Consider the following 24,986-nt stretch of genomic DNA (forward strand, 5'->3'; position numbering starts at 1 on the left):
GGCCCGACTCCTACTAATATCAAGACAGGCGGCACGCGCAATGCGCGTGCCGCGAGAACATTGCGCTTCGAGCCGGTGCGCGGATTCCGATGCGCGCAACGCCGGTCAAACAGGGAAGCCCAAACGTGTCGCGTCGTGGCTGGATTTTCGCTGGCTTGGCGGTCGCCCTCACCGGGGGCGTCTACGTCGTGTATAGCTTTGTGGCGAGCGAAGTGCGCAATTCGCACTGGCAGGCGCGGCTCATCGGCGAGCTCGGCCAGCGGCTGACCTTCGAGATCCAGCCTGGCGCCAGCGACAGCATCCGCTTCCCGCATTCCGGTCCGTATGATGCACGCATGGGCTACGGCCTGCTGCCGCAGTTCGCGCAGCGGCTGCAGCAGCGCGGCTACGTTCCCGCCGAACAGGCGCGCATGTCGCCTGACATGGTCAGGCTGATGGATCAGGGCTTGTTCGCGCCTTACCGCGAGAAGAACCAGGCCGGCCTCCTGCTGCGCGACTGCAACGGGCTGACGCTGGCGTTCGAGCGCTATCCGCAGCGCCAGTATCCCGATTTCGCCACGGTGCCGCCGCTGCTGGTCAATGCGCTGCTGTACGTCGAGAACCAGGGCCTGCTCAATCCCGAATACCCCAACATGAATCCGGCGCTGGACTGGCGCCGGCTGTCGCGCGCGGTGCTCGACCAGTTCATCCGGCTGGCCGACCGTTCGCATGACGCGCCCGGCGGCAGCACGCTGGCCACGCAGATCGAGAAGTACCGGCACTCCCCCGAGGGACGCACCGCGTCGATCCCCGAGAAATTCCGGCAGATGGCGTCGGCGTCGCTGCGCGCCTATCTGGACGGACCCGATACGCAGCGCGCGCGCGAGCGCATCGTGGTCGACTACCTCAACACCGTGCCGCTGTCGGCGCGCGAGGGCTTCGGCGAGATCAACGGCATCGGCGACGCGCTGTGGGTGTGGTACGGAGAGGACTTCGGCGAGGTCAACCGGCTGCTCAAGGAACTGGACCAGCGCGCGCCCGAGCCGCGCCAGGCGCAGGTATTCAAGCGTGCGCTGTCGCTGATCATCTCGCAGCGCCGGCCGTCTTACCATTTGCGCCGCGACGACACCAACCTGGATGCGCTGACGGCCAGCTACCTGCGCCTGCTGGCCGCCAACAGCGTCATCACCGCCGAGCTGCGCGACGCGGCGCTGGCGCAGCCGCTGGACAAGGCCGCACCGCCGCAGCGCGGGCCGCAGGAGCCGTTCGTCACGCGCAAGGCCGTCAACCGCGTGCGCGCCGACGTTTCCCGGCTGACCGGCGTGGAAAGCCGCTACGACATGGACCGGCTCGACCTGACGGTCGACAGCACCATCAACCGCGAGGCGCAGCGCATCGTCACCGAGACGCTGCAGCGCGTGAACAACAAGGCCGACGCGCGCGCCATGGGCCTGTACGGCCACAACCTGCTGCGCGACAACGATGATCCGTCGAAGCTGATGACCAGCTTCACGCTGTTCGAGCGTGTCGGAAACGCCAGCGTGGTGCGGGTGCAGGCCGACAACATCGACCAGCCGTTCGACATCAACAGCGGCGCGCGTCTGAACCTCGGTTCGACCGCCAAGCTGCGCACGCTGGTGACCTACCTGGAAATCATCAGCGAGCTGCATGCGCAATACGCCCGCATGGGCCGCGCCGAACTGGCCGGGGTGCGGCTGGCACGGCAGGATACGCTCGCCCACTGGGCGGTGGATTACCTGTCCAAGGCGAAGAAGCCCGAGGAGCGCGAACTGATGGCGATGCTCGAGGCCGCGATGGAACGCAAGTACTCCGGCAGCGCCGGGGAAGGCTTCTACACCGGCGGCGGGCTGCAGAGCTTCACCAACTTCGAGCGCGAGGCGGGCGAGCGCAACATGACCGTGCGCATCGCGTTCCAGCATTCGGTCAACCTGGTCTTCATCCGCATGATGCGCGACATCGTGCGCTACGAGACCTTCCACGCCAACCCGGACATCGGCGACCTGTTCGAGGACCGCTACGCACCGGGCCGGCGCGAGTATCTGGAGCGCTTCGCCGACCAGGAAGGCAGCGCCTACATGGTCAACTTCTACCAGCGCTACCGCGGCAAGACTTCCGAGCAGCGGCTGGATACGCTGCTGGGCCGCGTGCGCATGACCATCCCGCACATCAATGCGGTGCGCATGTCGGTGACGCTGCTGAGCGCGCGCCCGTACCTGGATGAGGACAGCTATATCCGCATCATGCGCGCGCGCCTGGGCGACAAGCAGCTGGCCAAGGAAGACCTGCCCGCGCTGTACCGCAAGTATGGCAAGGACAAGTTCAACCTGAACGACCGCGGCTACCTGTCACGGGTGCATCCGCTGGAACTGTGGATGGTGGAGTACCTGGACCAGCACCCCGACGCCACATTGACGGAACTGCTGCGCGCCAGCACGGCCGAGCGCCAGGAAGTGTACAAGTGGCTGTTCAAGACGCGCAGCAAGGCAGGCCAGGACAACCGCATCCGCACGCTGCTGGAGCAGGACGCCTTCGCCCGCATCGCCAGGCGCTGGCAGCGGGTGGGCTACCCGTTCGATTCGCTGACGCCGTCGTACGCCAGTGCGATCGGCGCGGCGGGCGACCGTCCGGCGGCGCTGGCCGAACTGGCCGGTATCCTGCTGGCCGGCGGCGTGGTCACGCAGAGTTCCGCGGTACGCAGCCTGGCCTTCGCCGACGGCACGCCGTACGCCACGCGCTACGTGCTGCAGCCGGGATCGGGCAAGCGCGTGCTGCCGGCCGAGGTGGCCGAGCTGGCGCGGCGTTCAATGCTGGACGTGGTGGAACGCGGCACCGCCAAGTCGATCCGCGGCGCCTTCACGGTGCCGGGCCGCAACGGCGCGACGCTGACGGTGGCGGGCAAGACCGGCACCGGCGACCAGCGCTTCCAGGTGTACGGGCCGGGCGGACGGCTGATCTCGTCGCGCTCGGTGAACCGCTCGGCGACTTTCGTCTTTATGCTGGGCGAGCGCTTCTTCGGCACCGTGGTGGTCAATGTGCGCGAACCGTACGCGGTGCGCTACAGCTTTACCAGCGCGCTGGCGGTGCGGGTGCTGCGCGCGATCGCGCCGCAGGTGTCGGCGATGGCGCCCGGCGGCGACCGCGCGCTGCTGCGCTGCCGCGATGCCGCGCCGGGCCTGCGCACGCCGCGCATGCCGACCATGGCAGCACCGGCCGAAGCCGTGCCGGGCGCCACGCTGGCGCAAGGGCTGGAGGCGCCGCCCCGCGCGGACGCGGTGGCTCAGCCCGCGGCGCCTGCGCCAGTCAAGCCCGAGGCGCCGAGCCTGGCCGACGCCAACGATGCCATCACCGTGCGCAAGGCCAGTCAGCCCTTGCGGCGGACCATGCCGTAGATCACCAGCAGTACGATCGCGCCGATCACCGAGGCGACCCAGCCAGCCGGCTCGCCCGGCTGGTACCAGCCCATCGCGCGGCCAACGTAGCCAGCAACCACCGAGCCGAGCACGCCGAGGAGGATGGTCATGATCCAGCCCATCTTGTCGTCGCCGGGCTTCACTGCCCGTGCGATCAGTCCGACGATGAGGCCAACGAACACGGTGCCGATGAATGCCATCATGGTGCGCTCCGGTGGTGGACTGCCTGGGATGGGGGCCGGCTGCACGGTGCAGCCGCCTGCGCTTCATGATACACGCAGCCGGAGGCCGCGTATGACGCTGACGTGACAGCGCCGCCGGGGTCAGGCGCGCGCCAGCCGGAACTGGCCGACGGCCCGGTGCAGCGTGTCGGCCTGGTCCTCCAGCGACGCCGCCGCGGCGGCCGCCTCTTCCACCAATGCCGCGTTCTGCTGCGCCATCTGGTCCATCTGCGACACCGCCTGGTTGACCTGCTCGATGCCGCCGGTCTGCTCCTCGGTCGCGGCCCGCATCTCGCCCATCAGGTCGGTCACGCGCTTGACCGCTGCCACGATCTCATCCATCGCCTTGCCGGCGCTTTCCACCAGCACCGCGCCGTCTTCCACGCGTTGCGCCGAGTCGCCGATCAGCGCCTTGATTTCCTTGGCGGCGGTGGCACTGCGCTGCGCCAGCGTGCGCACCTCGCCGGCCACCACGGCGAAGCCGCGGCCCTGCTCGCCGGCGCGCGCGGCTTCGACCGCGGCGTTCAGCGCCAGGATGTTGGTCTGGAAGGCGATGCCCTCGATCACGCCGATGATGTCGACCACCTTGCCTGAGGCCTGCTTGATCTCACCCATGGTGCCGACCACCTGGTTGACAATGGTGCCGCCGCGCACGGCGATGTCCGATGCACCCTCGGCGAGGCGGCTGGCCTGGCGCGCGTTGTCGGCGCTCTGCCGCACAGTGCTGGTGAGCTGCTCCATGCTCGCGGCGGTTTCCTGCAGCGAGGCGGCCTGCTCTTCGCTGCGGCGCGACAGGTCGGCATTGCCCGCGGCGATCTGCTTGGCCGCGCCGGCGATCGAATCGGCCGAGCCGCGAATACTGCCGATCGCGCCGGTCAGGCGTGCCTGCATGCGCTGCATCGCGAACAGCACGCTGTGCTCGTCGCCGGGGCGCACTTCGACATGGCCGGCGAGGTCGCCCTCGGCAATGCGGCCGGCGATCTGCGCGGTGGTGGCCGGCTCGCCGCCGAGCTGGCGGTGCAGGCTGGCGGAGACGCGCACCATCACCAGCGACATCAGCGCGCCGACCGCCAGCAGCAGGCCCAGCGCCTTCCAAAGCTCGGTGCGGAACGCTGCTTCGATGTCATCCAGGTACAGTCCGGCGATGAAGTTCCAGTCCCAGGGGCGGAAGTTGGCCACGTAGCTCAGCTTCGGCTGCGGCGCCTCGGCGCCCGGCTTGGGCCAGAGGTATTCGACGAAGCCCTTGCCGGCGCCCTTGCCGATCGCGGCGATGTCTCGGAACAGGTATACGCCGTTGGGGTCCTTCGTCCCCTCCATCGCCTTGCCGTTCATCTCCGGCTTGAACGGGTGCATCAGTACCACGGTGTCGGAACGCATCAGCGTGAAGTAGCCATCGGCGCCGAAGCGCATCGCGCGCACGCGCTCGATGGCCTGCTGCTTCGCCTCGTCGGCGGGCAGCTTGCCCGCCTTCGCCAGCGCCTCGTACTCGGCCACTACCGAGACTGCCGTGTCGGTGACGTGGGCCAGGTCGAGCCGGCGCTCATCCATGCGCAGCGTGCGTATATGCCAGGCGTTCCACAGCGTGATGCCGAGCAGGCAGACCCAGCTCAGCACCAGCGGCAGCAGCAGTTTTTTCTTCAGGCTCAGGTTGTCCAGCATGCTTTTCATTCCTCCTTCAGCGCATTGCGCATTGCTCATCGGTGACACGCATCTGCGGCATCATTCATGGTTGACGCCTGTCGGGGCGCGCGTGTGCGTCTGGGCTAACGGCGGGGAGGGAAACTAACTTGATTGGGGTAATACCGTCCATGCTGCGCATATGGTTGATTGGTTTTAACAAACGGGACATGAAAGTGCTGTAATTGGCTCTTTTATTCGCCGGCGGCGTGCGCGGCATGATTCCGGCATCTCTTGTCACGCGATGACACCTGAAGTCCGGCAGAATTCGGCACGTTGTACCCACGCAACCCTTCTCCCTACGCCTGCCGCCCGCACCCATGGTCACCCTGCCAAGTCCCTCCGAAAACAGCCGCCGCCATGACGGCCCGCTTGCCGTATTCCTGGTGTTCCTGCGGTTGGGGCTGACGTCGTTCGGCGGGCCCGTCGCGCACCTGGCGTTCTTCCGCGAGGAACTGGTGCGGCGCCGGCAGTGGCTGAGCGAGGCCGCCTATGCCGACGTGGTCGCGCTGTGCCAGTGCCTGCCTGGCCCAGCAAGCAGCCAGACCGGGATCGCGCTGGGGCTGTCGCGCGCGGGATACGCCGGCGCGCTCGCCGCATGGCTGGGTTTCACGCTGCCGTCGGCATTGCTGATGATCCTGTTCGCGCTGGGCGTCTCGCACTACGGCATGGCCGCGGCACCCGGGGTGCTGCACGGGCTCAAGCTGGTCGCAGTGGCGGTGGTGGCCCAGGCGGTGTGGGGCATGGCGCGCACGCTGTGCCGTGGCCCGGTGCGCATCGCCATCATGGTCGCCGCCACGGGCGCGGTGCTGGCGCTGCCGGGGTCGTGGACGCAGGTGGCGGTGATGGCCGTTGCGGCGCTGGCGGGCGCCTTGCTGCTGCGGCCGGCGCTGGCCGGCCCGCATGAGCCGCTCGGGCTGCCGGTCGGCCATCGTGCCGGCGCGCTGCTGCTGGTGGCGTTCGCCTTGCTGCTGGCCGGTCTGCCGGTGCTGGCGCAGCTGGGCGCCGATTCTGCCGTGCGCCTGTTCGACGCCTTCTACCGCGCCGGCGCGCTGGTCTTTGGTGGCGGCCATGTGGTGCTGCCGCTGCTGGACGCCGAAGTGGTGGCGCCCGGCTGGGTCGGCAAGGAAACCTTCCTGGCCGGCTATGGCGTAGCCCAGGCAATGCCCGGCCCGCTGTTTACGTTTGCCGCCTTCCTGGGCGCCTCGTCGCAGGTGCCGCCGGGCGGCTGGGCCGGCGGACTGCTGTGCACGGTGGCGATCTTCCTGCCCGGCGCGCTGCTGGTGGTCGGCACGCTGCCGTACTGGGAAAGCCTGCGCCGCAACCGCCGGGCACAGGCCGCGCTGGCCGGCGTCAATGCGGCCGTGGTCGGGCTGCTGCTGGCGGCGCTGTGGCAGCCGGTGTGGGTCAGCGCGGTGCGCGGGCCGCTCGATATCGTGCTGGTCGCGCTGGCGCTGGTTGCGCTGATGGTGTGGAAGCTGCCGCCCTGGCTGGTGGTGCTGGCCAGCGGCGTGGCGGGGTGGGCCGCGGGAATGTGGCTATAACGTCGCTGCAGAAGCCGCTGTACGGGCGCCGCTGTGGCGTGGCCGGAAGACCGCGGCACGTCGTGCACCGTACGCAACACAAGCATAGCTTGACCCTTGTAATGCGCCGTAATCTGACGCGCCGCGGAACCGTTTGCGCATTCAAATGAGAACGATTATTCTTCTCTTCGGCGTCCGTCATTGTGATGACAATGGCACAACCTCCGCGTCTTTTGTGCGTGGCGGCGCTCCAGCTTCCCAGGATTCCCAGCAGGGCCGGCCGCCGGCTCCAACGGGGCCAGCCGCTTACCACCGCAATGACCGAATCCCAGCCAGCTTCCGGCCAGCAGCGCCGCGCGTTCTGGCTCAAGCACCTTCACCAGTGGCACTGGATCAGTTCCGCGATCTGCCTGATCGGGATGATGCTGTTTGCCGTGACGGGCTTCACGCTCAACCACGCATCGCAGATCGAGGCAAGGCCCGCGGTCGAGACGCGCCACGCCACCGCGCCGGCCGCGCTGCTCGACACGCTGCGCGCACAGGAGCCTGCCGGCGCAGGTAAATCCCGCGATCGCAAGGCCCCGGTGCCTGAAGCGCTGGCCGCATGGCTGGCCCAGGCGCTCGATGTCGATGCCGGCGGACGCGAGGCCGAATGGTCGGCCGACGAGATCTACGTGGCGCTGCCGCGCCCGGGTGGCGATGCCTGGGTCAGCCTCGAACTCGACAGTGGTGAAGCCCAGTACGAGAAAACCACGCGCGGCGCGATCTCCTACCTGAACGACCTGCACAAGGGCCGCAACACCGGCCAGGCATGGAGCCTGTTCCTGGATGTGTTCGCGCTCGCGTGCCTGGTCTTCAGCGTCACCGGCCTGTTCCTGCTCAAGCTGCACGCGGGCGGACGCCTGGCGACCTGGCCGCTGGTCGGCCTGGGGCTGGTGGTGCCATTGCTGCTGGCGGTGTTGTTCATTCACTGAGCATGGCATTCACCAGACCGCCGGCATCCCGAACGATTTCCTGCTGTATCTCACTGACGAGGTTTCTCCGAATATGCGCAGACTGCTCTCCGTCACCCTGACCGGCATGGCCACGGTCCCGTTCGCGGGCCCCGCGCTGGCCGCCGACCTGAACGTCAAGGTGGAAATCCCGCGGCTCAACGTGGCCGAGTACCACAAGCCTTACGTGGCGATGTGGGTCGAGCGCGCCGACCAGAGCCCGGTGCACACCCTGGCGGTCTGGTACGACGGCAAGCTCAAGGAAAACGAGGGCACCAAGTGGCTCAAGGACATGCGCCAGTGGTGGCGCAAGGCCGGCCGCGACCTGAACATGCCGGCCGACGGCATCTCGGGCGCGACCCGCGCGCCGGGCGAGCACACGGTCAGCTTCCGCGACGGCAAGAACCCGCTGGGCAAGCTGCCGGCAGGCGACTACCAGCTGGTGGTCGAAGCCGCGCGTGAAGTCGGCGGGCGCGAACTGGTGCGCGTGCCGTTCACCTGGCCGCCGCAATCCGCACAGACCGCCCGCGCCAGGGGCGACCACGAACTCGGCGGTGTCACCGTCGACCTGAAGCCGTAATCCTTCCCGGAGCCTGACGATGAAACCTGCCGTGATCCTGTCTGCCATCGTGTCCCCCACCCGTTCCCGCATGGCCACCCGCATGGCCACAAACATGGCCGTGCTCGCCCTCGCCGCGCTGGCGCCGCTGGCCGCGCACGCGCACCGCCAGTGGCTGCTGCCGTCGGCCACCGTACTGTCCGGCAATGACCCGTGGGTGACCGTTGACGCCGCCGTCTCCAACGACCTGTTCTACTTCGAGCACGTGCCGCTGCGCCTCGACAACCTGCAGGTGACCGCGCCGGACGGCAGCGCCGTCAAGGCCGAGAACGCCGCGACCGGCAAGTACCGCAGCACTTTCGACCTGCGCCTGACGCAGCCGGGCACCTACCGCGTGGCGGTGGTCAACCAGGGCCTGTTCGCCAGCTACAAGATCGATGGCCAGGCCAAGCGCTGGCGCGGCTCGGCGGACAACTTCGCCAAAGAAGTCCCGGCCAACGCGCAGGACCTGACGGTCACGCAGGCCGAAGGCCGGGTCGAGTCCTTCGTCACCGCCGGCAAGCCCAGCGACAAGGGCCTGCGCATCACCGGCCGCGGCCTGGAACTGGCGCCGATCACGCATCCCAACGACCTGGTTGCCGGCGACACCGCCAGCTTCCGCCTGCTGCTCGACGGCAAGCCCGCGAGCAACCTGAAGGTCGAGGTGGTGCCGGGCGGCATCCGCTATCGCGACAAGCTGCAGGAGATCAGCGCCACCACCGACGCCGACGGCAAGTTCAGCGTCAAGTGGCCGGCGCCCGGCATGTACTGGATGGAAGCCGAAGTGCGCGACGACAAGGCGACCTTCAAGCAGGCCAAGTCGCGCCGCGCCACCTACGCGGTGACGGTGGAAGTGCTGCCGCAGTAAGCGTCCTCCTGGCTTGAACCGCATCCTCGTTCCCGTCGCGCTGCAAGCGCCCCCGGTGCCCCCCGCGCGCGATGCGCGGCAGCACCGCTGGGGCGGCGAGAGCATGGGCACGACCTGGTCGGTCGTGGCCATGCTGCCGCCCGCCGCGGATGCCGATGCCATCGGCGCCGGCATCGTTGCCGTGCTCGACGGCGTGATCGCGCAGATGAGCAACTGGGAGCCGGATTCCGATGTCAGCCGCTTCAACCGCGCCGAGTCCGGCGGCTGGCACGAGCTGCCTGCCGATTGCTTTGCCGTACTGCAATGCGCGCTGCAGGTGGCGCGCGCCAGCGGCGGCGCGTATGACCCGAGCGCCGGGCCGCTGGTCGACCTGTGGGGCTTCGGCCCGGCACCGCGGCGCAGCGCGCCGCCGTCGCCCGATGCCGTCGAGGCGGCACGCGGCCGGTGCGGCTGGGCGCGCATCGAACTCGATGCCGACGCACGGCGCGCGCGCCAGCCCGGCGGCGTGTCGCTGGATTTTTGCGCCATCGCCAAGGGCTTTGCCGTCGACGCGGTGGCGCGCTACCTCGATGCGCAGGGCGTGGCCCACCACCTCACCGAGATCGGCGGCGAACTGCGCGGCCATGGCGTCAAGCCTGATGGCATGCCGTGGTGGGTCGCGCTGGAAGCGCCGCCCGGTCTTGGCAGCGACGTACAGGAAAAACAGGGCGGGCAGACCCTGGTGGCGCTGCACGGCCTGTCGGTCGCCACCTCCGGCGACTACCGCCGCTACTTCGACAGCGACGGCCGGCGCTATGCGCATACCATCGACCCGCGCACCGGCTACCCGGCCAGCCACGCGCTGGCTTCGGTCACGGTGATCCACGCGCAGTGCATGCTGGCCGATGCGCTGTCTACCGCGCTGACCGTGCTCGGTCCGCAAGCCGGCATGGCGCACGCGCGCCGCCACGGCATTGCCGCGCGTTTCCTGGTGCGCACGCCGGGCGGTTTCGACGAACATCTTTCCCCGGCTCTTGCCGCGATGCTGGCATGAGCCGCTCCATCCTTTCCCCCCTTGTTTCACCGCTCGCCGGCGCCAGCTGGCTGGCGCTGGCCGGCGGCGTGGCGCTGTCGCTGCTGGGGCCGTCGCGCGACGCCATCGCCGCTGGCGTGGTCGCCGCCTATGCTGGCTTCTGCGGCACGGTGCTGGCGCACCACCGCCAGCGGCGCGCGCGCGTGGCGGCGCTGGCCAATGCCACGGACACCACGGACGGCGTCACGCTGGTCGCCTATGCCAGCCAGACCGGGTTTGCCGAGCAGCTGGCGCTGCAGACCGCGACTGCGCTGCAGGGCGCCGGCATGCCGGTGCAATTGCTGTCGCTGGCCGAGGTCGATGCCGGCCGGCTGGCCGCGTGCCGGCAGGCGCTGTTCGTGGTCAGCACTACCGGCGAGGGCGATGCGCCCGACAGCGCGTCCGGGTTTGCGCGCCGCCTGCTGGCCGGCGGCGCGGACGGACTGCGCGAGCTGCGCTATGGCATCCTGGCGCTCGGCGACAGCAGCTACGCGCGCTTCTGCGCCTTCGGCCACGCGCTCGACCACTGGCTGCAGCGCCATCGCGCGCAGCCGCTGTTCGACCTGATCGAGGTCGACAATGGCGATGCCGGCGCGCTGCGCCACTGGCAGAACCACCTGTCGGCGCTCAGCGGCGGCGCGGAGATCGCCGACTGGGAGCGCCCGCGCTACGGCGACTGGGTGCTGGCGCAGCGCCACCACGTTAATCCCGGCAGCCACGGCGCGCCGGCGTTCCATCTGGTGCTGGAGCCGCAGGAGCTTGGGGCGCTCGACTGGCAGCCCGGCGACATCGCCGAAGTCGGCCCATGCCATGCGCCGGCCGAGGTGGAGCGGCTGCTGGCGCGGCTTGCGCTTGACGGCGCCACCCGGGTGCGCTGCGACGGCCGCGGCTTCACGCTGGCCGAAGCCCTGGCCACGCGCATGCCGCTCCCAGATGCCCACTTTGCCGCGATGCAGGGCGTGCCGGCGCAGCAGCTAATCGATGCGCTGTCGCCGCTGCCGCACCGCGAGTATTCGATCGCATCGCTGCCGCAGGACGGCCGCCTCGAACTGCTGGTGCGGCAGGCACGCCGCGACGACGGCCGGCTGGGGCTGGCTTCCGGTTGGCTGACCGAGCATGCGGCCGTGGGCGCGCATATCGCACTGCGCATCCGCGCCAATCGCGGCTTCCATCCGCCCGCCGGCGACCGGCCGCTGATCCTGGTCGGCAACGGCACCGGCCTGGCTGGCCTGCGCGCGCACCTGAAGGCGCGCGCCGCGGCGGGACGGCGCCGCAACTGGCTGCTGTTCGGCGAGCGTTCGGCGCAGCACGACGCTTTCTTCGCCGACGAACTGGCCGCGTGGCAGGCCGACGGCACGCTGCAGCGCGTCGACCATGCCTGGTCGCGCCACGGCGGCACGGCGCGCTACGTGCAGGACGCCCTGCGCGCGCAGGCGGCGCTGCTGCGCGAATGGGTCGCCGACGGCGCGGCGATCTATGTCTGTGGCAGCCTGCAGGGCATGGCTGGCGGCGTCAACGAGGCGCTCATGGAAATCCTTGGCGAATCCGCGTTGCGCGCGATTGCCGACGAGGGCCGCTACCGGCGCGACGTCTACTAATCGCTCAAAGCGCCGTGCGGAGATCGGCCGCGCGGCTCGCGCCCCCGCCGTGCATGCACTATCTTCGGTGTGGACTGCAAAGCATTTGCAGCAAACACAAAACCGAGGAGACCTGATGCGACGCACCCCCTGCCGCCTTGCCGCCGCGCTGGCTTTGGTTGCCACCGCCATCGCCACCACCATCCCGGCCGCCATGGCCGAGGCGCCCGCGCGCGCCGACCGCCTCGCCGTTCCCGGCCTGGAGAAGCCCGCGACGGTGCTGGTCGACCGCTGGGGCGTGCCGCATATCTACGCCGGCACGCTCTATGACGCCTTCTACGTGCAGGGTTTCATGGCCGCGCGCGACCGCCTGTGGCAGATCGACCTGTGGCGCAAGCGCGGCCTCGGCGAGATGGCCAGGGACTTTGGCCCCGCCTATGCCGACGGCGACCACATGGCACGCGCGGTGCTGTTCCGCGGCGACATGTACCGCGAATGGCTGGCCTACGGCTCCGACGCCAAGCGCGTGGCCGAGGCCTTTGTCGCCGGCGTGAACGCCTACGTGGCGCTGACCGAGCAGAAGCCGGAACTGCTGCCGCCCGAGTTCCGCAAGCTCAACTACAAGCCCGCGCGCTGGCAGGCCGAGGATATCGTGCGCATCCGCCACCACGGCCTGACGCTGAACTTCACCGGCGAGATCGATCGCGCCCGGCTGTTCTGCCAAGCCAGGGCCGATGCCGTGCGGGCCGACTGGATCCGGCGCGAACTCGACCCGCCGGTCGAGCCTAAGCTCAGCGCCGGCCTCGACCCCTGCACGGTCCCGGCCGCCGAATTGCGCCGCGCCTACGAACTGGCTACCGCCGCGGCGCGCTTCCCCAAGGACGCATGGAGCGGCGCGCAGTCCGCCAGCATCCCGCTCGACCAGCTCTATGCACTGGTCGATCCCGACAGCGACACCGGCCGCAGCCTCGGCTCCAACAACTGGGTCATCGGCGGCAAGCGCACCGCCACCGGCCGGCCGATCCTCGCCAACGACCCGCACCGCTCGCATGGCGCGCCCAGCCTGCGCTACATCAGCCACCTGAACGCGCCCGGCATGTCGGTCATCGGCGCGGGCGAGCCGTTCCTGCCGGGCATCTCGATCGGGCACAACGGCACCATCGCGTTCGGCCTGACGCGCTTCTACATGGACCAGGAAGACCTCTACGGCTACGAGCTCAACCCGGCCAACCCGCGCGAATACAAGTACAAGGGCCGCTGGGAGCCGATGGAGACCGTCACCGAGGAGATCGTCGTCAAGGGCGAGTCGGCGCCGCGCACGGTTTCCCTCGATTTCACCCGCCACGGCCCTGTGCTGCACGCCGACGCCGCGCGCGCCTGGGTACTGCGCGCCGCGTGGCTCGACTACGGCATGGCGCCGTACTTCGGCTCGATGGACTACATGCGCGCCCGCAACTGGGACCAGTTCCGCGCCGCCATGAACCGTTGGGGCGCGCCCGGCGAAAACCAGGTCTATGCCGACACCGGCGGCAATATCGGCTGGATCCCCGGCGGCCTGACCGTCAAGCGTCCCAACTGGGACGGGCTGACGCCGGTGCCGGGCGATGGGCGCTATGAATGGGCCGGCTACCGCAACATGGATGAACTGCCGTGGGCCTACAACCCGGCGCCCGGCTATATCGTCACCGCCAACGAGAACAACATCCCGCCCGAGCATCCGGCGGCGAAGCTGGGCGTGGGCTACGAATGGAGCGACGGCTCGCGCGCGCGGCGCCTGAAGGCGGTGGTGGGCGCCAATCCGCGCAGCTCGGTGCAGGACTCGATGGCATGGCAGAACGACACGGTGTCGCTGCCGGCGCAGCGCGTGGTGGCGCTGCTTCGCGACGTGCGCAGCGATGATGCGCAACTGGCGCGCGGGCTGGATTTGCTGCGCGGCTGGGACGGCAACGAACGCGCCGACAGCGCCGCCGCTGCGTTGTTCGAAGTCTGGTTCAGCAAGCACCTGCGCCCGGCGGTGGTGCGCGCGGCATTGCCCGCCGATGCCGCCCGGCTGGTCGGCGCCGGCGATGCCGCGCGCGTGGTCGCGGTGCTGGAGCAGCCCGACCCGTGGATGCCGGTGGCGCAGCGCAACGCGGTGATGCTCGAATCGCTGAAGGCCGCGATGGCGGAGGTGGAAGGCAAGCTCGGCCCGGACCCGCGCGGCTGGCAATGGGGCAAGCTGCACACCGCGGTGTTCACGCATCCGATGGACCCGATCCTGAGCGACGCCGAGCGGCAGCAGTTCAACGTCAACGCGGGCCCGATCGGCGGCTCGGCCTTTACGCCGATGAATACCAGCTACCGCAACAACGATTTCCGGCTGACCGCGGGGGCATCGTTCCGCATGGTGCTGGATGTGGGCAACTGGGATGGCTCGCGCGTGATCAACACGCCGGGGCAGTCGGGGAATCCGGCCAGCGCGCATTACCGCGACCTGGCGCCGTTGTGGGCCAAGGGGGAGTATTTCCCGCTGGTTTATACGCGCAAGGCGGTGGAGAAGGCGAGCAGGGAGAGGCTGGAGCTGGTGCCGCAGTAAGGACCTTCAACCGGCGCATCGCAAGCTCGGCCGTCTGCCGCAAGCTGACGCCACTGGCAAACGCACCCCTCTCCCGCAAGCGGGCGAGGGGAGCAAACCGGCAGCGGTGTGAATTTGCAGGGCCTTACCTCAACAACCCCAACACCGCCTCGGCCCCAGCCTCCGACGACGCCGGATTCTGCCCCGTCACCAGCCTTCCCGCCACCGCAACGTGGCTGGCCCAGTCATCCCCGCGCGTAAACCGCCCGCCGCTGGCCTTGAGCACATCCTCCACCAGGAATGGCACCACGTCGGTCAACTGCACCGCCGCTTCCTCGCTGTTGGTAAAGCCGGTCACTTCCTTGCCTTTCACCAGCGGCTGCCCGTCCGCAGCCTTGACGTGCCGCAGCACCCCCGGCGCATGGCACACGGCGCCCACGGGCTTGCCGAGCCGGTCAAACTGCTCGATCAGCGCGATCGACCGCTTGTCTTCCGCCAGGTCCCAGAGCGGGCCATGGCCGCCGGGATAGAACACTGCGTCGAAGTCCTCGGCCTTCACCTTGTCCAGCGTCAGCGTGCTGGCCAGCACCTGCTGCGCAGGGGCATCGGCGCGGAAGCGGCGGGTCGCATCGGTCTGCGCATCCGGATCGTCGCTCTTGGGGTCGATCGGCGGCTGGCCGCCCTTGGGCGAGGCCAGCGTGATGTCGGCGCCTGCGTCCTTGAAGACGTAGTAGGGGGCGGCAAATTCTTCCAGCCAGAAGCCGGTCTTCTTGCCCGTATTGCCAAGCTGGTCGTGCGAGGTCAGCACCATCAGGATTTTCATGTTCGTTCTCCGGTTGCGTCCACGGTCGGCCGGGGCAGCCCCGGCATTGGCAACATCCTACGCAGCTGGCTATGATTCGAAAACTTCGAATATTCGATTTCTGCCATCCAAAAAATGAATATCGGCGGCAAGGACCTGAACCTGCTCTACGTCTTCCATGTGCTCTACCAGGAAGGCAACGCCTCGCGCGCGGCGGCGCGCATGGCGCTGAGCCAGCCGGCGCTGAGCCACAAGCTGAACCGGCTGCGCGACGAACTGGGCGACCCGCTGTTCGTGCGCGCGCCGCGCGGCCTGACACCGACGCCGCGCGCGCACGAGCTGGCGCCGCAGGTGCAGCGGCTGGTCGCGGAACTGGATGCCTTCTATGACGCCTGCGATGGCCGGGACTTCCTCGCGCGCAGCGAGGCCGTCCATCTCTACACCACCGACTACATGGAGCAACTGCTGCTGCCCGCGCTGCTGCCGCGGCTGCGGCGCGATGCACCCGGGCTGGTCGTGGTCACGCACAACACCCGCGGCGAGCTGCCGCGCGAAGAACTGGAGAAGGGCACCTGTGACCTGGCGATCGCGGGCTTCTACGAAGACCTGCCGGATACCTTCCACCAGCAGCGCCTGTACAGCGAAGACTTCGTCGTGCTGGCGTCAAAGTCCAACCCGCATCTCGCGCGCGGCCTCGATCTCGACGCATTCCTTGCTTGCGAGCACCTGCTGACGACGCTGACCGGCGACCTCAACGGCGTGGTCGACCGCGCGCTGGCCGCGCAGGGGCGAAAACGCAAGGTGGTGGCGGGATTGTCGAGCTTCCTGGCGCCGAGCCGGCTGGTGCGCGGCACGGCGCTGCTGCTCACCTGCCTGCGCTCGGTGGCGGAAGAGGCGGTTACGCGCGACCCGGACCTGCTGCTGCTGCCGGTGCCGTTCACCTTGCCCAGGGTGGAGATGATGCAGATCTGGCATGCGCGCACCGACGCCGACCGGCTGCGGCGCTGGCTGCGCCAGCAGATCCAGGAAGTGGCCGGCTCATTGCAGCCGCAGCCGCAGCCGCAGCGCAGGCCTGCTGCGCGCAAGCCGGCCCGGCCAGCGGTCAGGCGCGGTTGACCACCGGCACCAGTGCGCCTTGCACCGCGCGCGCGGCGTCGGAAGCGAGGAACAGAATCACGTCGGCCAGCGCATCCAGGCCCACCCAGCGCGAGGGATCGGCATCCGGCATGGCCTGGCGGTTCTCGGGCGTGTCGAGGATGCTGGGCAGCACCGCGTTGACGCGGATGCCCTGGTCGCGCAGTTCGGCGGACATCGATTCGGTGACACGCGCCAGCGCGTCCTTGGATGCGCAGTAGGCGCCCATCTGCGCCAGCCCGCGCGCGGCCGAATTGGCGCCCACATTGACGATGGCGCCGCCGCCGGCGGACAGCATGTGCGGCACCACCGCGCGCGCCATGTTCAGCACCGTGCCCACGTTCATGTCGAACAGGCGGTTCCAGTCGGCCGCGCTGGTCTCGTGGATGCCCGTGCCCATGGCGAAGCCGCCGGCCAGGTTGCATACCACATCGATGCGCCCGCACGCTTGCACGGCTTCGCCGATGGCCTTGCCGAGGCTGTCCGCATCGAGCAGGTCGGCCTGCAGCGCCAGGTGGCCGCTGCCTGCTTCCGGCAGCGGTGCGGCATGGCGGTCCAGCAGCACCACGCGCGCGCCTGCCTGTGCGAAGGCGTGCGCGACCGCGCGCCCCAGGTTGCCGCGTGCGCCGGTGACCAGTACGTTCTTGCCGTTGAAGTTCATTTGCGTCTCTCCTGCGCCATGGCGGCGCGCATTGTCATGATCAGGCTTCGCCCGGCCTTTTTTCCTTTTTTACCATCGTGGCCGACAGCGAAAAACGCAAGCCAGTCTACGCAACGGCACGCAACATAAGCTTGCGAAAATACCTCGGGGTAACCCTTGAAACGCACAGGAAGTTGCGCGCCGCACTTACCGCGGGATTTTCCGTTTCAGCCGTGCCGGGGTCTTCGCGGGCACCGCGCCTGAGGCCGTCGTCTCCTTCGCCGCGGCTTCCTCCAGGAACTGCACCAGCAGTTGTGCTGCCGGCGACAGCAGCGAGAAGTCGCGGCAGCAGATCGCAAAGCGCCGCCGCGCCCAGTCGTTGCGCAGCGGGATGACGCGCAGGCCAAAGGCCGTGGCGACGAGCGTGACGATCTCCGCCGGGATGATGACGATGCCAAGTTCGGCGCGCACGCAGCGCAGCGCGGCGTCGAAGGTAGACACCACCGCGCGATGCGCCATGCGGCGGCCCAGGATCGCGGCATAGCGCGCCAGCATGATCTGCACCGCGGTCTGCGCCGGCATGGCGATCTGGTCGTAGTCCAGCGTGTCTTCGAACAGGCAGGTATCCGCCCGCGCCAGCGGATGCCCCGCATGCACCACGGCGGCGAGATGGTCGGTGCGGTAGGGGCGGGTCTGGAAGCCTTCCAGGTCTGCCGCGTCCCAGCAAATGCCCAGCGGAGCCGTGCCGTCGCGCAGCGCGCGCACCACTTCGCTGCTCAGGCTCTCTTCGATGGTCACGCGCACGTCGCGGTGCGCCGGCATCTGCATGAAGGCGGCGATGTCGTCCGGCAGCGATTCCGCCATGGTCGACACCGTGGCGAGCAGGCGCACCTGCCCGCGCACGCCGGAGCCGTAGTCGGCCATGTCGCGCGTTACGCGATCGGCCGCGGCGAGCATCGCGCGCGCATGAGCCAGCACGATCTCCCCGGCAGGCGTCGGAATGACGCCGCGGCGGCGTCGTTCCAGCAGCGTCGCGCCGACGGTCTCTTCCAGTTGCGCCAGGCGCTTGCTGATGGCGGAAGCGACGATGTGTTCCTGTTCGCCCGCGCGCGCCATGTTGCGGGTTTCGCAGACGGCGACGAACAGGCGCAGCGTGGTGAGGTCGAGGTCTCGCATGGCGGGGGGGCAATGTTTCCGGATTGGAATGCTACGCCCGTTGAAAGATCCATGACATCGCATCCGGGAAATCCCGTAGCGTAGCGCGAGGCACCTTATGACTTTCCGTTTCGGCATGTCTGGATGCGCAAATCATCGCTTCAGCTTGCCCGCAGAAACTCATAGAGTTCTTCCATCGCCCCCCGTCGGGACGCCTCACCAGTCCCCGAGAACCATGACGCACTCCTTCCCCAGCCAAGCCGTGATCCGCGAAGTCGGTCTGCGCGACGGCCTGCAAAGCATCCGCACCATCCTGCCCACCGCCAGCAAGCTGGCGTGGATCCGCGGCGCGCATGCCGCCGGACTGCGCGAACTGGAAGTCGGTTCGTTCGTCCCCGCGCGCCTGTTGCCACAACTGGCCGACACTGCCGAACTGGTCGCGTTCGCGCGCACGCTGCCCGGCATGTTCACGTCGGTGCTGGTGCCCAACCTGCGCGGCGCGCAGGACGCGCTGGCGTGTGGCACCGACCTGATGATCGTGCCGCTGTCGGCCAGCCATGCGCACAGCCTCGCCAACCTGCGCAAGACGCCCGATGAAGTCGTTGCCGACGTGGCGCGCATCCGCGCCGCGCGCGATGCCAGCGGCGCGAAGACCTTGATTGAAGGTGGCGTCGGCACGGCATTCGGCTGCACGCTGCAAGGCCATGTCGATGCCGATGAAGTGCTGCGGCTGATGCAGGCGCTGCTCGATGCTGGCGCCGACCGCGTCAGCCTGGCCGATACCGTCGGCTATGCCGATCCGGCCATGGTGCGCGAGCTGTTTGCGCGTGCCATCGCCATCGCCGGCGAGCGCTTCTGGTGCGGCCATTTCCACGACACGCGCGGGCTCGGGCTGGCCAATGTCTATGCCGCGCTCGAAGCCGGCGTGACCCGCTTCGACGCCTGCCTGGCCGGCATCGGCGGCTGCCCGCATGCGCCCGGCGCCAGCGGCAACGTTGCCACCGAGGATCTTGCCTACCTGCTCGGCAGCATGGGCATCGATACCGGCATCGATATCGGCCGCCTGCTGGCGCTGCGTGAAGACGTGGCAGGCTGGCTGCGCGACGAAACCCTGCACGGCACGCTATGGCGCGCCGGCCTGCCCAAGACCTTCGCGGCCCCGCGCGCCAACGCCGCCGCCGCTACCGCCTGAGAACGAACATGCCCCAAGACAGCAACAGCAATTCCCTGCCGCTCGCCGGCGTCCGCGTGGTGGAATTCACGCACATGGTGATGGGCCCCACCTGCGGCATGATCCTGGCCGACCTCGGCGCCGAGGTGATCAAGGTCGAGCCGCCCGGCGGCGACAAGACGCGCAACCTGCCGGGCCTGGGCATCGGCTTCTTCCGCGCCTTCAACCGCAACAAGAAAAGCGTGGTGCTCGACATCACCACCGACGATGGCCGCGCCGCCGCGGCCGAACTGGCGGGCCAGAGCGACATCCTGCTGGAGAACTTCCGCCCCGGCCTGATGCAGAAGCTGGGGCTGGACTACGCCACGCTGTCGCGCGACTACCCGCACCTGATCTACGTGTCGCACAAGGGCTTCCTGCCCGGCCCGTACGAGAACCGGCTGGCGCTGGATGAAGTCGTGCAGATGATGGGCGGCCTGTCCTACATGACCGGCCCGAGCGGCCGGCCGCTGCGTGCCGGCACCTCGGTCAACGACATCATGGGCGGCATGTTCGGCGCGATCGGCGTGCTGGCCGCGCTGCGCGAGCGCGACCGCACGGGCAAGGGGCAGGAAATCCAGAGCGCGTTGTTCGAGAACTGCGTGTTCCTGGCGTCGCAGCATATGCAGCAGTACGCGATGACCGGCGAACCCCCGCCGCCGATGCCGTCGCGCGTGTCGGCGTGGAGCGTGTATGACGTGTTCACGCTGGCGCAGGACGAGCAGCTCTTTATCGGCGCGGTCAGCGACAAGCAGTTCGTCACGCTGTGCCACGTGCTGGAACATCCGGAGCTGATCGACAAGCCGGAGTACGCCAGCAACACCTCGCGCGTCGCCGTGCGGCCGCAACTGCTGGAAGAGCTGGGCGCGATCCTGCGCCACCATCATTCCGCGGAACTCGAGCCAAAGCTCGAAGCGGCCGGCATTCCCTATGCGCCGATCGTGCGCCCGGACCAGCTGCTCGACGATCCGCACCTGCTTGCCAGCGGCGGACTGGTGCCGATGCAGGCGGACGACGGCTCGACCACGCCCACGGTGCTGCTGCCGCTGCTGATGGGCGGCCGCCGCCCCGGCGTGCGCAGCCCGCTGCCCCGCGCCGGCGAGCACAACGAAGAGATCCTGGCGCAGCTCGGCAAAGGCCGCGGCTGAGGCGCCTGACGGGCAAGCCGCGCTACAGCGGCGCCCGCAAAGCCCTGCGATAACGAAACGGAGACAAAGCATGCAACGTCGCACCCTCCTCAAGTCCGCGCTGGCACTTTCCGCCACGCTTGCCGCCGCACTCGCCGCCCCCGGCTTCGAAGCGCTCGCACAGGGCGGATCGGGCAAGCCCGTGCGCCTGATCCTGCCGATCAGCGCCGGCTCCGGCGTCGACACCATCGCCCGTGCCGCGGGCCCCGCGCTGGGCAGGGCATTCGGCCAGCCGGTGGTGATCGAGAACCTGCCTGGCGCCGGCGGCATCACCGGCGCCGCCGCCGTGGTCAAGGCGCAGCCCGACGGCACCACGCTGGGGCTGGTATCGAACAACCACGTGATCAACCCCAGCGTATTCCGCGCGATGCCGTTCGACGCGATCAAGGACATTACGCCGATCAGCGTGATCGGCACCACGCCGCTGGTGCTGGTGGTCAACCCCAAGGTGCCGGCGAAGAACGTGAAAGAGCTGGTGGCGCTGCTCAAGGCCAGGCCCGATGGCTACAACTACGCGTCGTCGGGCAATGGCACCATCATCCACCTCGCCGGCGAGATGTTCCTGGACGAGGCGGGCGTGACGGCACGCCATGTGCCGTACAAGGGCACCGGTCCGATGGTCAACGACCTGCTTGCCGGGCAGGTGGAAATGGGCGTGGTTGCGCTCAACGCGGTGGCGCCGCACCTGAAGGCGGGCACGCTGCGCGCGATCGGCCTGTGCGGCGACAAGCGCACGGCCGCCGCGCCGGACATTGCCACCATCGCCGAACAGGGTTTGCCGCGCTACAACGTCGCGGGCTGGTTCGCTGTCATCGGCCCGGCCGGCATGCCGGCGCCGGAAGTCAAACGCGTGCACGATGCCTTTGCCAGGGCCTTCACGTCGCCCGAAGTGCTGGAAGCGATGAAGAAGCAGGGCACGGTGGTCGAGCCCGGCACGCCGGAGGCCGCCGCAGCGTTCTTCCGCAGCGAAGCCGCGCGCTACGCCGCGCTGGTGAAGAAGGCCAACGTCAAGGTCGAATAAGCCAAAGGATTTTCCTGCTTCCTGCTTCCTGCTTCCTGCTTCCTGCTGCCAGCGTGGCCCGCGCCTTATCCGGGGCGGCCGCGATGGTGGCCTTCTGTCCTCACCAGATCCATCATGACTCTCTACAAGCTTGGCGAGCTCGCGCCCGCCATCGCCGGCAGCGCCTTTGTCGCGGCCGAAGCCACCATCATCGGCCGCGCGGAACTGGCCGAACACGTGTCGGTCTGGCCCGGCGCCGTGATCCGGGCCGACAACGAGCCGGTCACCATCGGCATCGGCAGCAGCGTGCAGGAAGGCGCCGTGCTGCACACCGATCCCGGCTGCCCGCTCGCGCTCGGTGCCGGCGTGACCGTGGGGCACCAGGCCATGCTGCACGGCTGCACCGTGGGCGACGGCGCGCTGATCGGCATCCAGGCCGTGATCCTGAACAACGCCACGATCGGCGCCGAATCGCTGGTTGCCGCCGGGGCGCTGGTGACCGAGGGCAAGCAGTTCCCGCCGCGCTCGCTGATCCTGGGCTCGCCCGCCAAGGCGGTGCGCGAGCTGACCGATGACGAAGTGAAGAACCTGCGCGCCAACGCGGAGGACTATGCACGCCGCGCCGCGCACTACCGCACGGCGCTGGAGAAGGTCGGCTGAGCCGCCAACGCCACGGCGCGTCCGGGGGCCGCGCCGGCAGGTTGTCCGGCAAGCGCCTAGAATGTCCTGCATCCCGCCATGCAGGAGCACGACGATGTCAGGCAAGCCCGTCAGGATCCCAGGCCCCGACCACCCCATCACCATCACGCCGACACAAGGACGCGTGGTGGTCAAGGCGGCGGGCCGCGTTGTCGCCGACAGCACCGCGGCGCTGACGCTGCAGGAAGCCAGCTACGCCCCGGTGCAGTACATACCGCGCGCCGATGTCGACATGGCGCAGCTCGCGCGCAGCGATCACGCCACCTACTGCCCGTACAAGGGCGACTGCAGCTACTTCTCCATCCCGGCCGCCGGCGAGCGCGGGCGCAATGCGGTGTGGAGCTACGAGACGCCTTACGATGCGGTCGCCGCGATTGCCTCGCACGTGGCCTTCTACCCGGACCGCGTCGACAGCATCGATATCGGCGGCATCGGAGATTGAATGTGCCGGCGCAGTCAGGGTGACAGCGCCGCGTCGATCATTGCCACGGCGAGTCCGGTCAGCAACGCCAGTGCGGAAGCGACAAACCACCGCACTGTCCTGCGGTATTCCTCCACCGCATCGTCCTCGATACGCAGCGCGCGGAACAGCGCGACGATCTGCAGCGAGACCGCTGCCTGCAGCGAGACCGCGGCGAACACCGCGCGCACGTTCCAGTGGCCCGGGCTTTCGAAGCCCCAGAAGCGCCAGAACGCCAGCGAGAATCCCAGCAACACCGTGATGGCGGTGATGATGCCCTGGCGGTAGCCGCTGGGCACCACCGGCGGCACGGGGGCCGGTGGCGTAGCGGGTTCGGCGGGAGGTTCCATCGGGCGCCTCAGCCGCGGCCTTCCGGCAGTTGCACCGCGGCCAGCGTGGCGTCGTCAGTGCCGATGACCCTGCTGACGTGCCCCTTGCCCGTGGTATCTTCCAGCAGCAGCGCGCTGCCTGCAGACAGCGGGCGGCGCTCGCCATCGCTGGCTTCGAATTCCATCGCACCGGCCAGCACGAAGATCCACATGCGCAGCGGCGACGGGTGCTGCGCGCCGACCCAGCCCGCCGGCACCAGCAGGAATCCGTGTCGGGCCGCTTCGGCCAGCGGTGAAACCCAGAAGGCCCGCGCGGGCGGGGCAAACAGCCTCTCCGTGATGGCCACGGAAACCGGACCAAAGTGGGATTCGCCGTCGGCGCCTGCATAGAGACGCTCGAAGGCCAGCGGCGGACGCCGGGCTGTGACGGTTTCGGCAGTGGCGGCCATGGCACCCCCTGCGGCGCATTGCAAGCGCGGGTTGTTATCCAGGCAGTCTAGGCTGCCATGCGCCGAGTGCAATACCAGGCCGGCGCAGCCGGTGCTTCAATCAGCCCTTGCTGAAGATGCTGTAGAAGTCCGGCGCGCCGCTGTCTGGCATGCTCAGGTCGAGCGAGCCTTCGATATGCTCGAGGTGCTCGGCCATCAGTGCGCTCGCGCGCGCGGCGTCGCGCTGCTCGATGGCATCGATCAGCTGGCGGTGCTCGTGCTCGGCGCACGCGGGCGCGCCGGGCCGATCGTACAGCGTGATGATCAGGCAGGTCAGCGAAACCATCTCGCGGATCAGCTTTTCCAGGATCGCATTGCCGGCCATCTCGGCCAGCAGGATATGGAATTCGCCTGACAGCCGGATCATCGCGGCGCGGTCGCCGCGGGCGCGAGCGTTGTCTTCTTCCATGGCATGGCGGCGCAGGCTGCGGACCTTGGCCGACGTGGCGCCCAGCGCCAGTTCCGCGGCCAGCGCGGGCTCGACCACGCGGCGGGCCTGGAAGACCTCGCGCGCCTCGTCGACCGTGGGACTCGACACGAAGGCGCCGCGGTTGGGCACCAGCGTCACCAGCTTTTCATGCGCGAGGCGGGCAAACACTTGCCGGATGCGGGCGCGGCTGGCGCCGGTGACTTCGCACAGGCGTTCTTCGACCAGCTTGGTGCCGGCGAGCAGGCGATGCTCCATGATCGCGGTGAGCAAACCAAGGTAGATCGCCTCGGTGGCGGAGGCCTCGCCGGCGGCGGACTCGTTGCCGGCAGGTTCCTCCGGATTGCTGGCTGGCGGTGCGGCTTTGGGTGCGGGCCGGCGCGGCGCTTTCGCCGCCGCGCCGGGCGCCGCCTTCTTCGATGTGGTTGCCATATCGGGGTACGGACAGTCGGGATGTCGCCGGAAGTGGCGACGAAATACGGCTATATCGTACACAAATATGGCGACGAGGGCGTCGCTCCTCAGGCCGTGGCAGGCTCCCTCGTCGCGCCGGCAACCGCAGAGGCAGCCGTCGCGGGGCGGAACGGATGCACCTGTGCCCAGTGCCGCGCGATGTCGACACGGCGGCAGATCCACACCTTGTCATGGCCCTGCACGTAGTCGAGGAAGCGCTGCAGCGCGCGGAAGCGGCCGGGGCGGCCGAGCAGCCGGCAGTGCATGCCGATCGACAGCATCCTGGGGCTGTCCTGCCCTGCGGGATCGCCTTCTTCATACAGCACGTCGAACGCATCCTTCAGGTACTGGAAGAACTGCTCGCCGGTGTTGAAGCCCTGCGGCGTGGCAAAGCGCATGTCGTTCGAGTCCAGCGTGTACGGCACCACCAGGTGCGGCTTCTTCTCGCCGCCGGTGACTTCCACTTCGGTCCAGAAGGGCAGGTCATCGCCGTAGTAGTCGGAGTCGTACAGGAAGCCGCCGTGCTCGACC

The 24,986-nt window shown here is 69.0% G+C and carries 22 protein-coding genes and 1 pseudogene; 14 read left to right on the forward strand and 9 right to left on the reverse strand.

All coding sequences use genetic code 11. From position 1 onward, the window contains the following. Window positions 1-125: 125 nt before the first annotated feature. Window positions 126-3,389 (forward strand): transglycosylase domain-containing protein, encoded by a 3,264-nt coding sequence (locus K309_RS0103865; RefSeq protein ID WP_029045188.1) that lies wholly within the window; start codon window positions 126-128, stop codon window positions 3,387-3,389. Here the strand turns inward: K309_RS0103865 and K309_RS0103870 are convergent. Together K309_RS0103870 and K309_RS0103875 are read right to left on the reverse strand one after the other, a co-directional pair. Continuing rightward, window positions 3,362-3,613: a GlsB/YeaQ/YmgE family stress response membrane protein gene (locus K309_RS0103870; RefSeq protein ID WP_029045189.1), complete on the reverse strand. Its 252-nt coding sequence runs from the start codon at window positions 3,611-3,613 to the stop codon at window positions 3,362-3,364. The two genes, K309_RS0103865 and K309_RS0103870, sit on opposite strands and share 28 nt — an antisense overlap. A gap of 120 nt (window positions 3,614-3,733) precedes the next feature. Next, window positions 3,734-5,290, reverse strand: a complete 1,557-nt coding sequence (locus K309_RS0103875; RefSeq protein ID WP_029045190.1) for a methyl-accepting chemotaxis protein — start codon at window positions 5,288-5,290, stop codon at window positions 3,734-3,736. A gap of 338 nt (window positions 5,291-5,628) precedes the next feature. Here K309_RS0103875 and chrA point away from each other — a divergent pair, with 338 nt between their 5' ends. The 7 genes from chrA to K309_RS0103910 all read left to right on the forward strand — a co-directional run bounded on the left by chrA (window position 5,629) and on the right by K309_RS0103910 (window position 14,492). Further along, on the forward strand, window positions 5,629-6,852 hold the full coding sequence (chrA, locus tag K309_RS0103880; RefSeq protein ID WP_029045191.1) for a chromate efflux transporter: 1,224 nt from the start codon (window positions 5,629-5,631) through the stop codon (window positions 6,850-6,852). Between the two features lie 296 nt (window positions 6,853-7,148). After that, the gene (locus K309_RS0103885; RefSeq protein WP_029045192.1) at window positions 7,149-7,805 is read left to right on the forward strand and encodes a PepSY-associated TM helix domain-containing protein; all 657 of its coding nucleotides are present in this window, start codon (window positions 7,149-7,151) and stop codon (window positions 7,803-7,805) included. A gap of 73 nt (window positions 7,806-7,878) precedes the next feature. After that, on the forward strand, window positions 7,879-8,403 hold the full coding sequence (locus K309_RS0103890) for a DUF2271 domain-containing protein (RefSeq protein ID WP_029045193.1): 525 nt from the start codon (window positions 7,879-7,881) through the stop codon (window positions 8,401-8,403). 19 nt (window positions 8,404-8,422) lie between these two features. Continuing rightward, window positions 8,423-9,289, forward strand: coding sequence for a DUF4198 domain-containing protein (locus K309_RS0103895; protein ID WP_035876721.1), 867 nt, complete (start codon window positions 8,423-8,425; stop codon window positions 9,287-9,289). A gap of 13 nt (window positions 9,290-9,302) precedes the next feature. Continuing rightward, the gene (locus K309_RS0103900) at window positions 9,303-10,322 is read left to right on the forward strand and encodes an FAD:protein FMN transferase (protein WP_029045195.1); all 1,020 of its coding nucleotides are present in this window, start codon (window positions 9,303-9,305) and stop codon (window positions 10,320-10,322) included. Further along, the gene (locus tag K309_RS0103905) at window positions 10,319-11,938 is read left to right on the forward strand and encodes a sulfite reductase subunit alpha (RefSeq protein ID WP_029045196.1); all 1,620 of its coding nucleotides are present in this window, start codon (window positions 10,319-10,321) and stop codon (window positions 11,936-11,938) included. The genes K309_RS0103900 and K309_RS0103905 overlap by 4 nt, the downstream gene beginning before the upstream one ends. A 115-nt stretch (window positions 11,939-12,053) precedes the next feature. Further along, entirely contained in the window at window positions 12,054-14,492 is a 2,439-nt protein-coding gene (locus tag K309_RS0103910; RefSeq protein ID WP_029045197.1) for a penicillin acylase family protein, read from the forward strand. 124 nt (window positions 14,493-14,616) lie between these two features. Here the strand turns inward: K309_RS0103910 and K309_RS0103915 are convergent, their stop codons facing one another. Further along, window positions 14,617-15,294, reverse strand: coding sequence for a type 1 glutamine amidotransferase domain-containing protein (locus K309_RS0103915; RefSeq protein ID WP_029045198.1), 678 nt, complete (start codon window positions 15,292-15,294; stop codon window positions 14,617-14,619). Window positions 15,295-15,408: 114 nt separating this feature from the next. On the opposite strand from K309_RS0103915, the gene K309_RS0103920 reads away from it, so the two are divergent. Continuing rightward, window positions 15,409-16,389: a LysR family transcriptional regulator gene (locus K309_RS0103920; RefSeq protein WP_029045199.1), complete on the forward strand. Its 981-nt coding sequence runs from the start codon at window positions 15,409-15,411 to the stop codon at window positions 16,387-16,389. Here K309_RS0103920 and K309_RS0103925 read toward each other — a convergent pair. Together K309_RS0103925 and K309_RS0103930 are read right to left on the reverse strand one after the other, a co-directional pair. Beyond that, window positions 16,376-17,068 (reverse strand): SDR family NAD(P)-dependent oxidoreductase, encoded by a 693-nt coding sequence (locus tag K309_RS0103925; RefSeq protein WP_029045200.1) that lies wholly within the window; start codon window positions 17,066-17,068, stop codon window positions 16,376-16,378. The two genes, K309_RS0103920 and K309_RS0103925, sit on opposite strands and share 14 nt — an antisense overlap. A gap of 186 nt (window positions 17,069-17,254) precedes the next feature. Then, entirely contained in the window at window positions 17,255-18,223 is a 969-nt protein-coding gene (locus K309_RS0103930; protein WP_029045201.1) for a LysR family transcriptional regulator, read from the reverse strand. A 214-nt stretch (window positions 18,224-18,437) separates the two neighbouring features. Here K309_RS0103930 and K309_RS0103935 point away from each other — a divergent pair, with 214 nt between their 5' ends. The 5 genes from K309_RS0103935 (at window position 18,438) to K309_RS0103955 (ending at window position 22,740) form a co-directional block, all read left to right on the forward strand. Further along, window positions 18,438-19,394: a hydroxymethylglutaryl-CoA lyase gene (locus K309_RS0103935; RefSeq protein WP_029045202.1), complete on the forward strand. Its 957-nt coding sequence runs from the start codon at window positions 18,438-18,440 to the stop codon at window positions 19,392-19,394. A gap of 8 nt (window positions 19,395-19,402) precedes the next feature. Continuing rightward, the gene (locus tag K309_RS0103940) at window positions 19,403-20,560 is read left to right on the forward strand and encodes a CaiB/BaiF CoA transferase family protein (protein WP_029045203.1); all 1,158 of its coding nucleotides are present in this window, start codon (window positions 19,403-19,405) and stop codon (window positions 20,558-20,560) included. A 70-nt stretch (window positions 20,561-20,630) separates the two neighbouring features. Beyond that, on the forward strand, window positions 20,631-21,620 hold the full coding sequence (locus K309_RS0103945) for a tripartite tricarboxylate transporter substrate binding protein (RefSeq protein WP_029045204.1): 990 nt from the start codon (window positions 20,631-20,633) through the stop codon (window positions 21,618-21,620). 114 nt (window positions 21,621-21,734) lie between these two features. After that, window positions 21,735-22,259 carry a gamma carbonic anhydrase family protein gene (locus K309_RS0103950; protein ID WP_029045205.1) on the forward strand — a complete coding sequence of 175 codons (525 nt, stop codon included), beginning with the start codon at window positions 21,735-21,737 and terminating at the stop codon, window positions 22,257-22,259. 94 nt (window positions 22,260-22,353) lie between these two features. Then, window positions 22,354-22,740 carry a DUF427 domain-containing protein gene (locus K309_RS0103955; RefSeq protein WP_029045206.1) on the forward strand — a complete coding sequence of 129 codons (387 nt, stop codon included), beginning with the start codon at window positions 22,354-22,356 and terminating at the stop codon, window positions 22,738-22,740. A gap of 14 nt (window positions 22,741-22,754) precedes the next feature. On the opposite strand, the gene K309_RS0103960 is transcribed toward K309_RS0103955, so the two are convergent. The 4 genes and pseudogenes from K309_RS0103960 to K309_RS35910 all read right to left on the reverse strand — a co-directional run. After that, window positions 22,755-23,108 carry a hypothetical protein gene (locus tag K309_RS0103960; protein ID WP_029045207.1) on the reverse strand — a complete coding sequence of 118 codons (354 nt, stop codon included), beginning with the start codon at window positions 23,106-23,108 and terminating at the stop codon, window positions 22,755-22,757. Window positions 23,109-23,116: 8 nt separating this feature from the next. Continuing rightward, a complete protein-coding gene (locus K309_RS0103965; protein WP_029045208.1) occupies window positions 23,117-23,536 on the reverse strand; it encodes a cupin domain-containing protein in 420 nt (139 codons plus the stop codon). A 100-nt stretch (window positions 23,537-23,636) separates the two neighbouring features. Beyond that, window positions 23,637-24,434 carry a GntR family transcriptional regulator gene (locus K309_RS0103970; protein ID WP_029045209.1) on the reverse strand — a complete coding sequence of 266 codons (798 nt, stop codon included), beginning with the start codon at window positions 24,432-24,434 and terminating at the stop codon, window positions 23,637-23,639. Window positions 24,435-24,523: 89 nt separating this feature from the next. After that, a pseudogene (locus tag K309_RS35910) lies at window positions 24,524-24,986 on the reverse strand (allantoinase); the annotation flags it as partial.

It is taken from the genome of Cupriavidus phytohabitans, from assembly GCF_000426345.1.
Lineage (GTDB): Bacteria > Pseudomonadota > Gammaproteobacteria > Burkholderiales > Burkholderiaceae > Cupriavidus.

Bases quoted from the DNA above. Each gene is read 5' to 3' on its own strand.
- K309_RS0103935 (WP_029045202.1), top strand. From the start codon at position 18,438: ATGACGCACTCCTTCCCCAGCCAAGCCGTGATCCGCGAAGTCGGTCTG.
- K309_RS0103940 (WP_029045203.1), top strand. From the start codon at position 19,403: ATGCCCCAAGACAGCAACAGCAATTCCCTGCCGCTCGCCGGCGTCCGC.
- K309_RS0103870 (WP_029045189.1), bottom strand. From the start codon at position 3,613: ATGATGGCATTCATCGGCACCGTGTTCGTTGGCCTCATCGTCGGACTG.
- K309_RS0103910 (WP_029045197.1), top strand. From the start codon at position 12,054: ATGCGACGCACCCCCTGCCGCCTTGCCGCCGCGCTGGCTTTGGTTGCC.
- K309_RS0103875 (WP_029045190.1), bottom strand. From the start codon at position 5,290: ATGCTGGACAACCTGAGCCTGAAGAAAAAACTGCTGCTGCCGCTGGTG.
- K309_RS0103920 (WP_029045199.1), top strand. From the start codon at position 15,409: ATGAATATCGGCGGCAAGGACCTGAACCTGCTCTACGTCTTCCATGTG.
- K309_RS0103915 (WP_029045198.1), bottom strand. From the start codon at position 15,294: ATGAAAATCCTGATGGTGCTGACCTCGCACGACCAGCTTGGCAATACG.
- K309_RS0103895 (WP_035876721.1), top strand. From the start codon at position 8,423: ATGAAACCTGCCGTGATCCTGTCTGCCATCGTGTCCCCCACCCGTTCC.
- K309_RS0103930 (WP_029045201.1), bottom strand. From the start codon at position 18,223: ATGCGAGACCTCGACCTCACCACGCTGCGCCTGTTCGTCGCCGTCTGC.
- K309_RS0103960 (WP_029045207.1), bottom strand. From the start codon at position 23,108: ATGGAACCTCCCGCCGAACCCGCTACGCCACCGGCCCCCGTGCCGCCG.
- chrA (WP_029045191.1), top strand. From the start codon at position 5,629: ATGGTCACCCTGCCAAGTCCCTCCGAAAACAGCCGCCGCCATGACGGC.
- K309_RS0103950 (WP_029045205.1), top strand. From the start codon at position 21,735: ATGACTCTCTACAAGCTTGGCGAGCTCGCGCCCGCCATCGCCGGCAGC.
- K309_RS0103945 (WP_029045204.1), top strand. From the start codon at position 20,631: ATGCAACGTCGCACCCTCCTCAAGTCCGCGCTGGCACTTTCCGCCACG.
- K309_RS0103885 (WP_029045192.1), top strand. From the start codon at position 7,149: ATGACCGAATCCCAGCCAGCTTCCGGCCAGCAGCGCCGCGCGTTCTGG.
- K309_RS0103905 (WP_029045196.1), top strand. From the start codon at position 10,319: ATGAGCCGCTCCATCCTTTCCCCCCTTGTTTCACCGCTCGCCGGCGCC.
- K309_RS0103955 (WP_029045206.1), top strand. From the start codon at position 22,354: ATGTCAGGCAAGCCCGTCAGGATCCCAGGCCCCGACCACCCCATCACC.
- K309_RS0103965 (WP_029045208.1), bottom strand. From the start codon at position 23,536: ATGGCCGCCACTGCCGAAACCGTCACAGCCCGGCGTCCGCCGCTGGCC.
- K309_RS0103925 (WP_029045200.1), bottom strand. From the start codon at position 17,068: ATGAACTTCAACGGCAAGAACGTACTGGTCACCGGCGCACGCGGCAAC.
- K309_RS0103970 (WP_029045209.1), bottom strand. From the start codon at position 24,434: ATGGCAACCACATCGAAGAAGGCGGCGCCCGGCGCGGCGGCGAAAGCG.
- K309_RS0103890 (WP_029045193.1), top strand. From the start codon at position 7,879: ATGCGCAGACTGCTCTCCGTCACCCTGACCGGCATGGCCACGGTCCCG.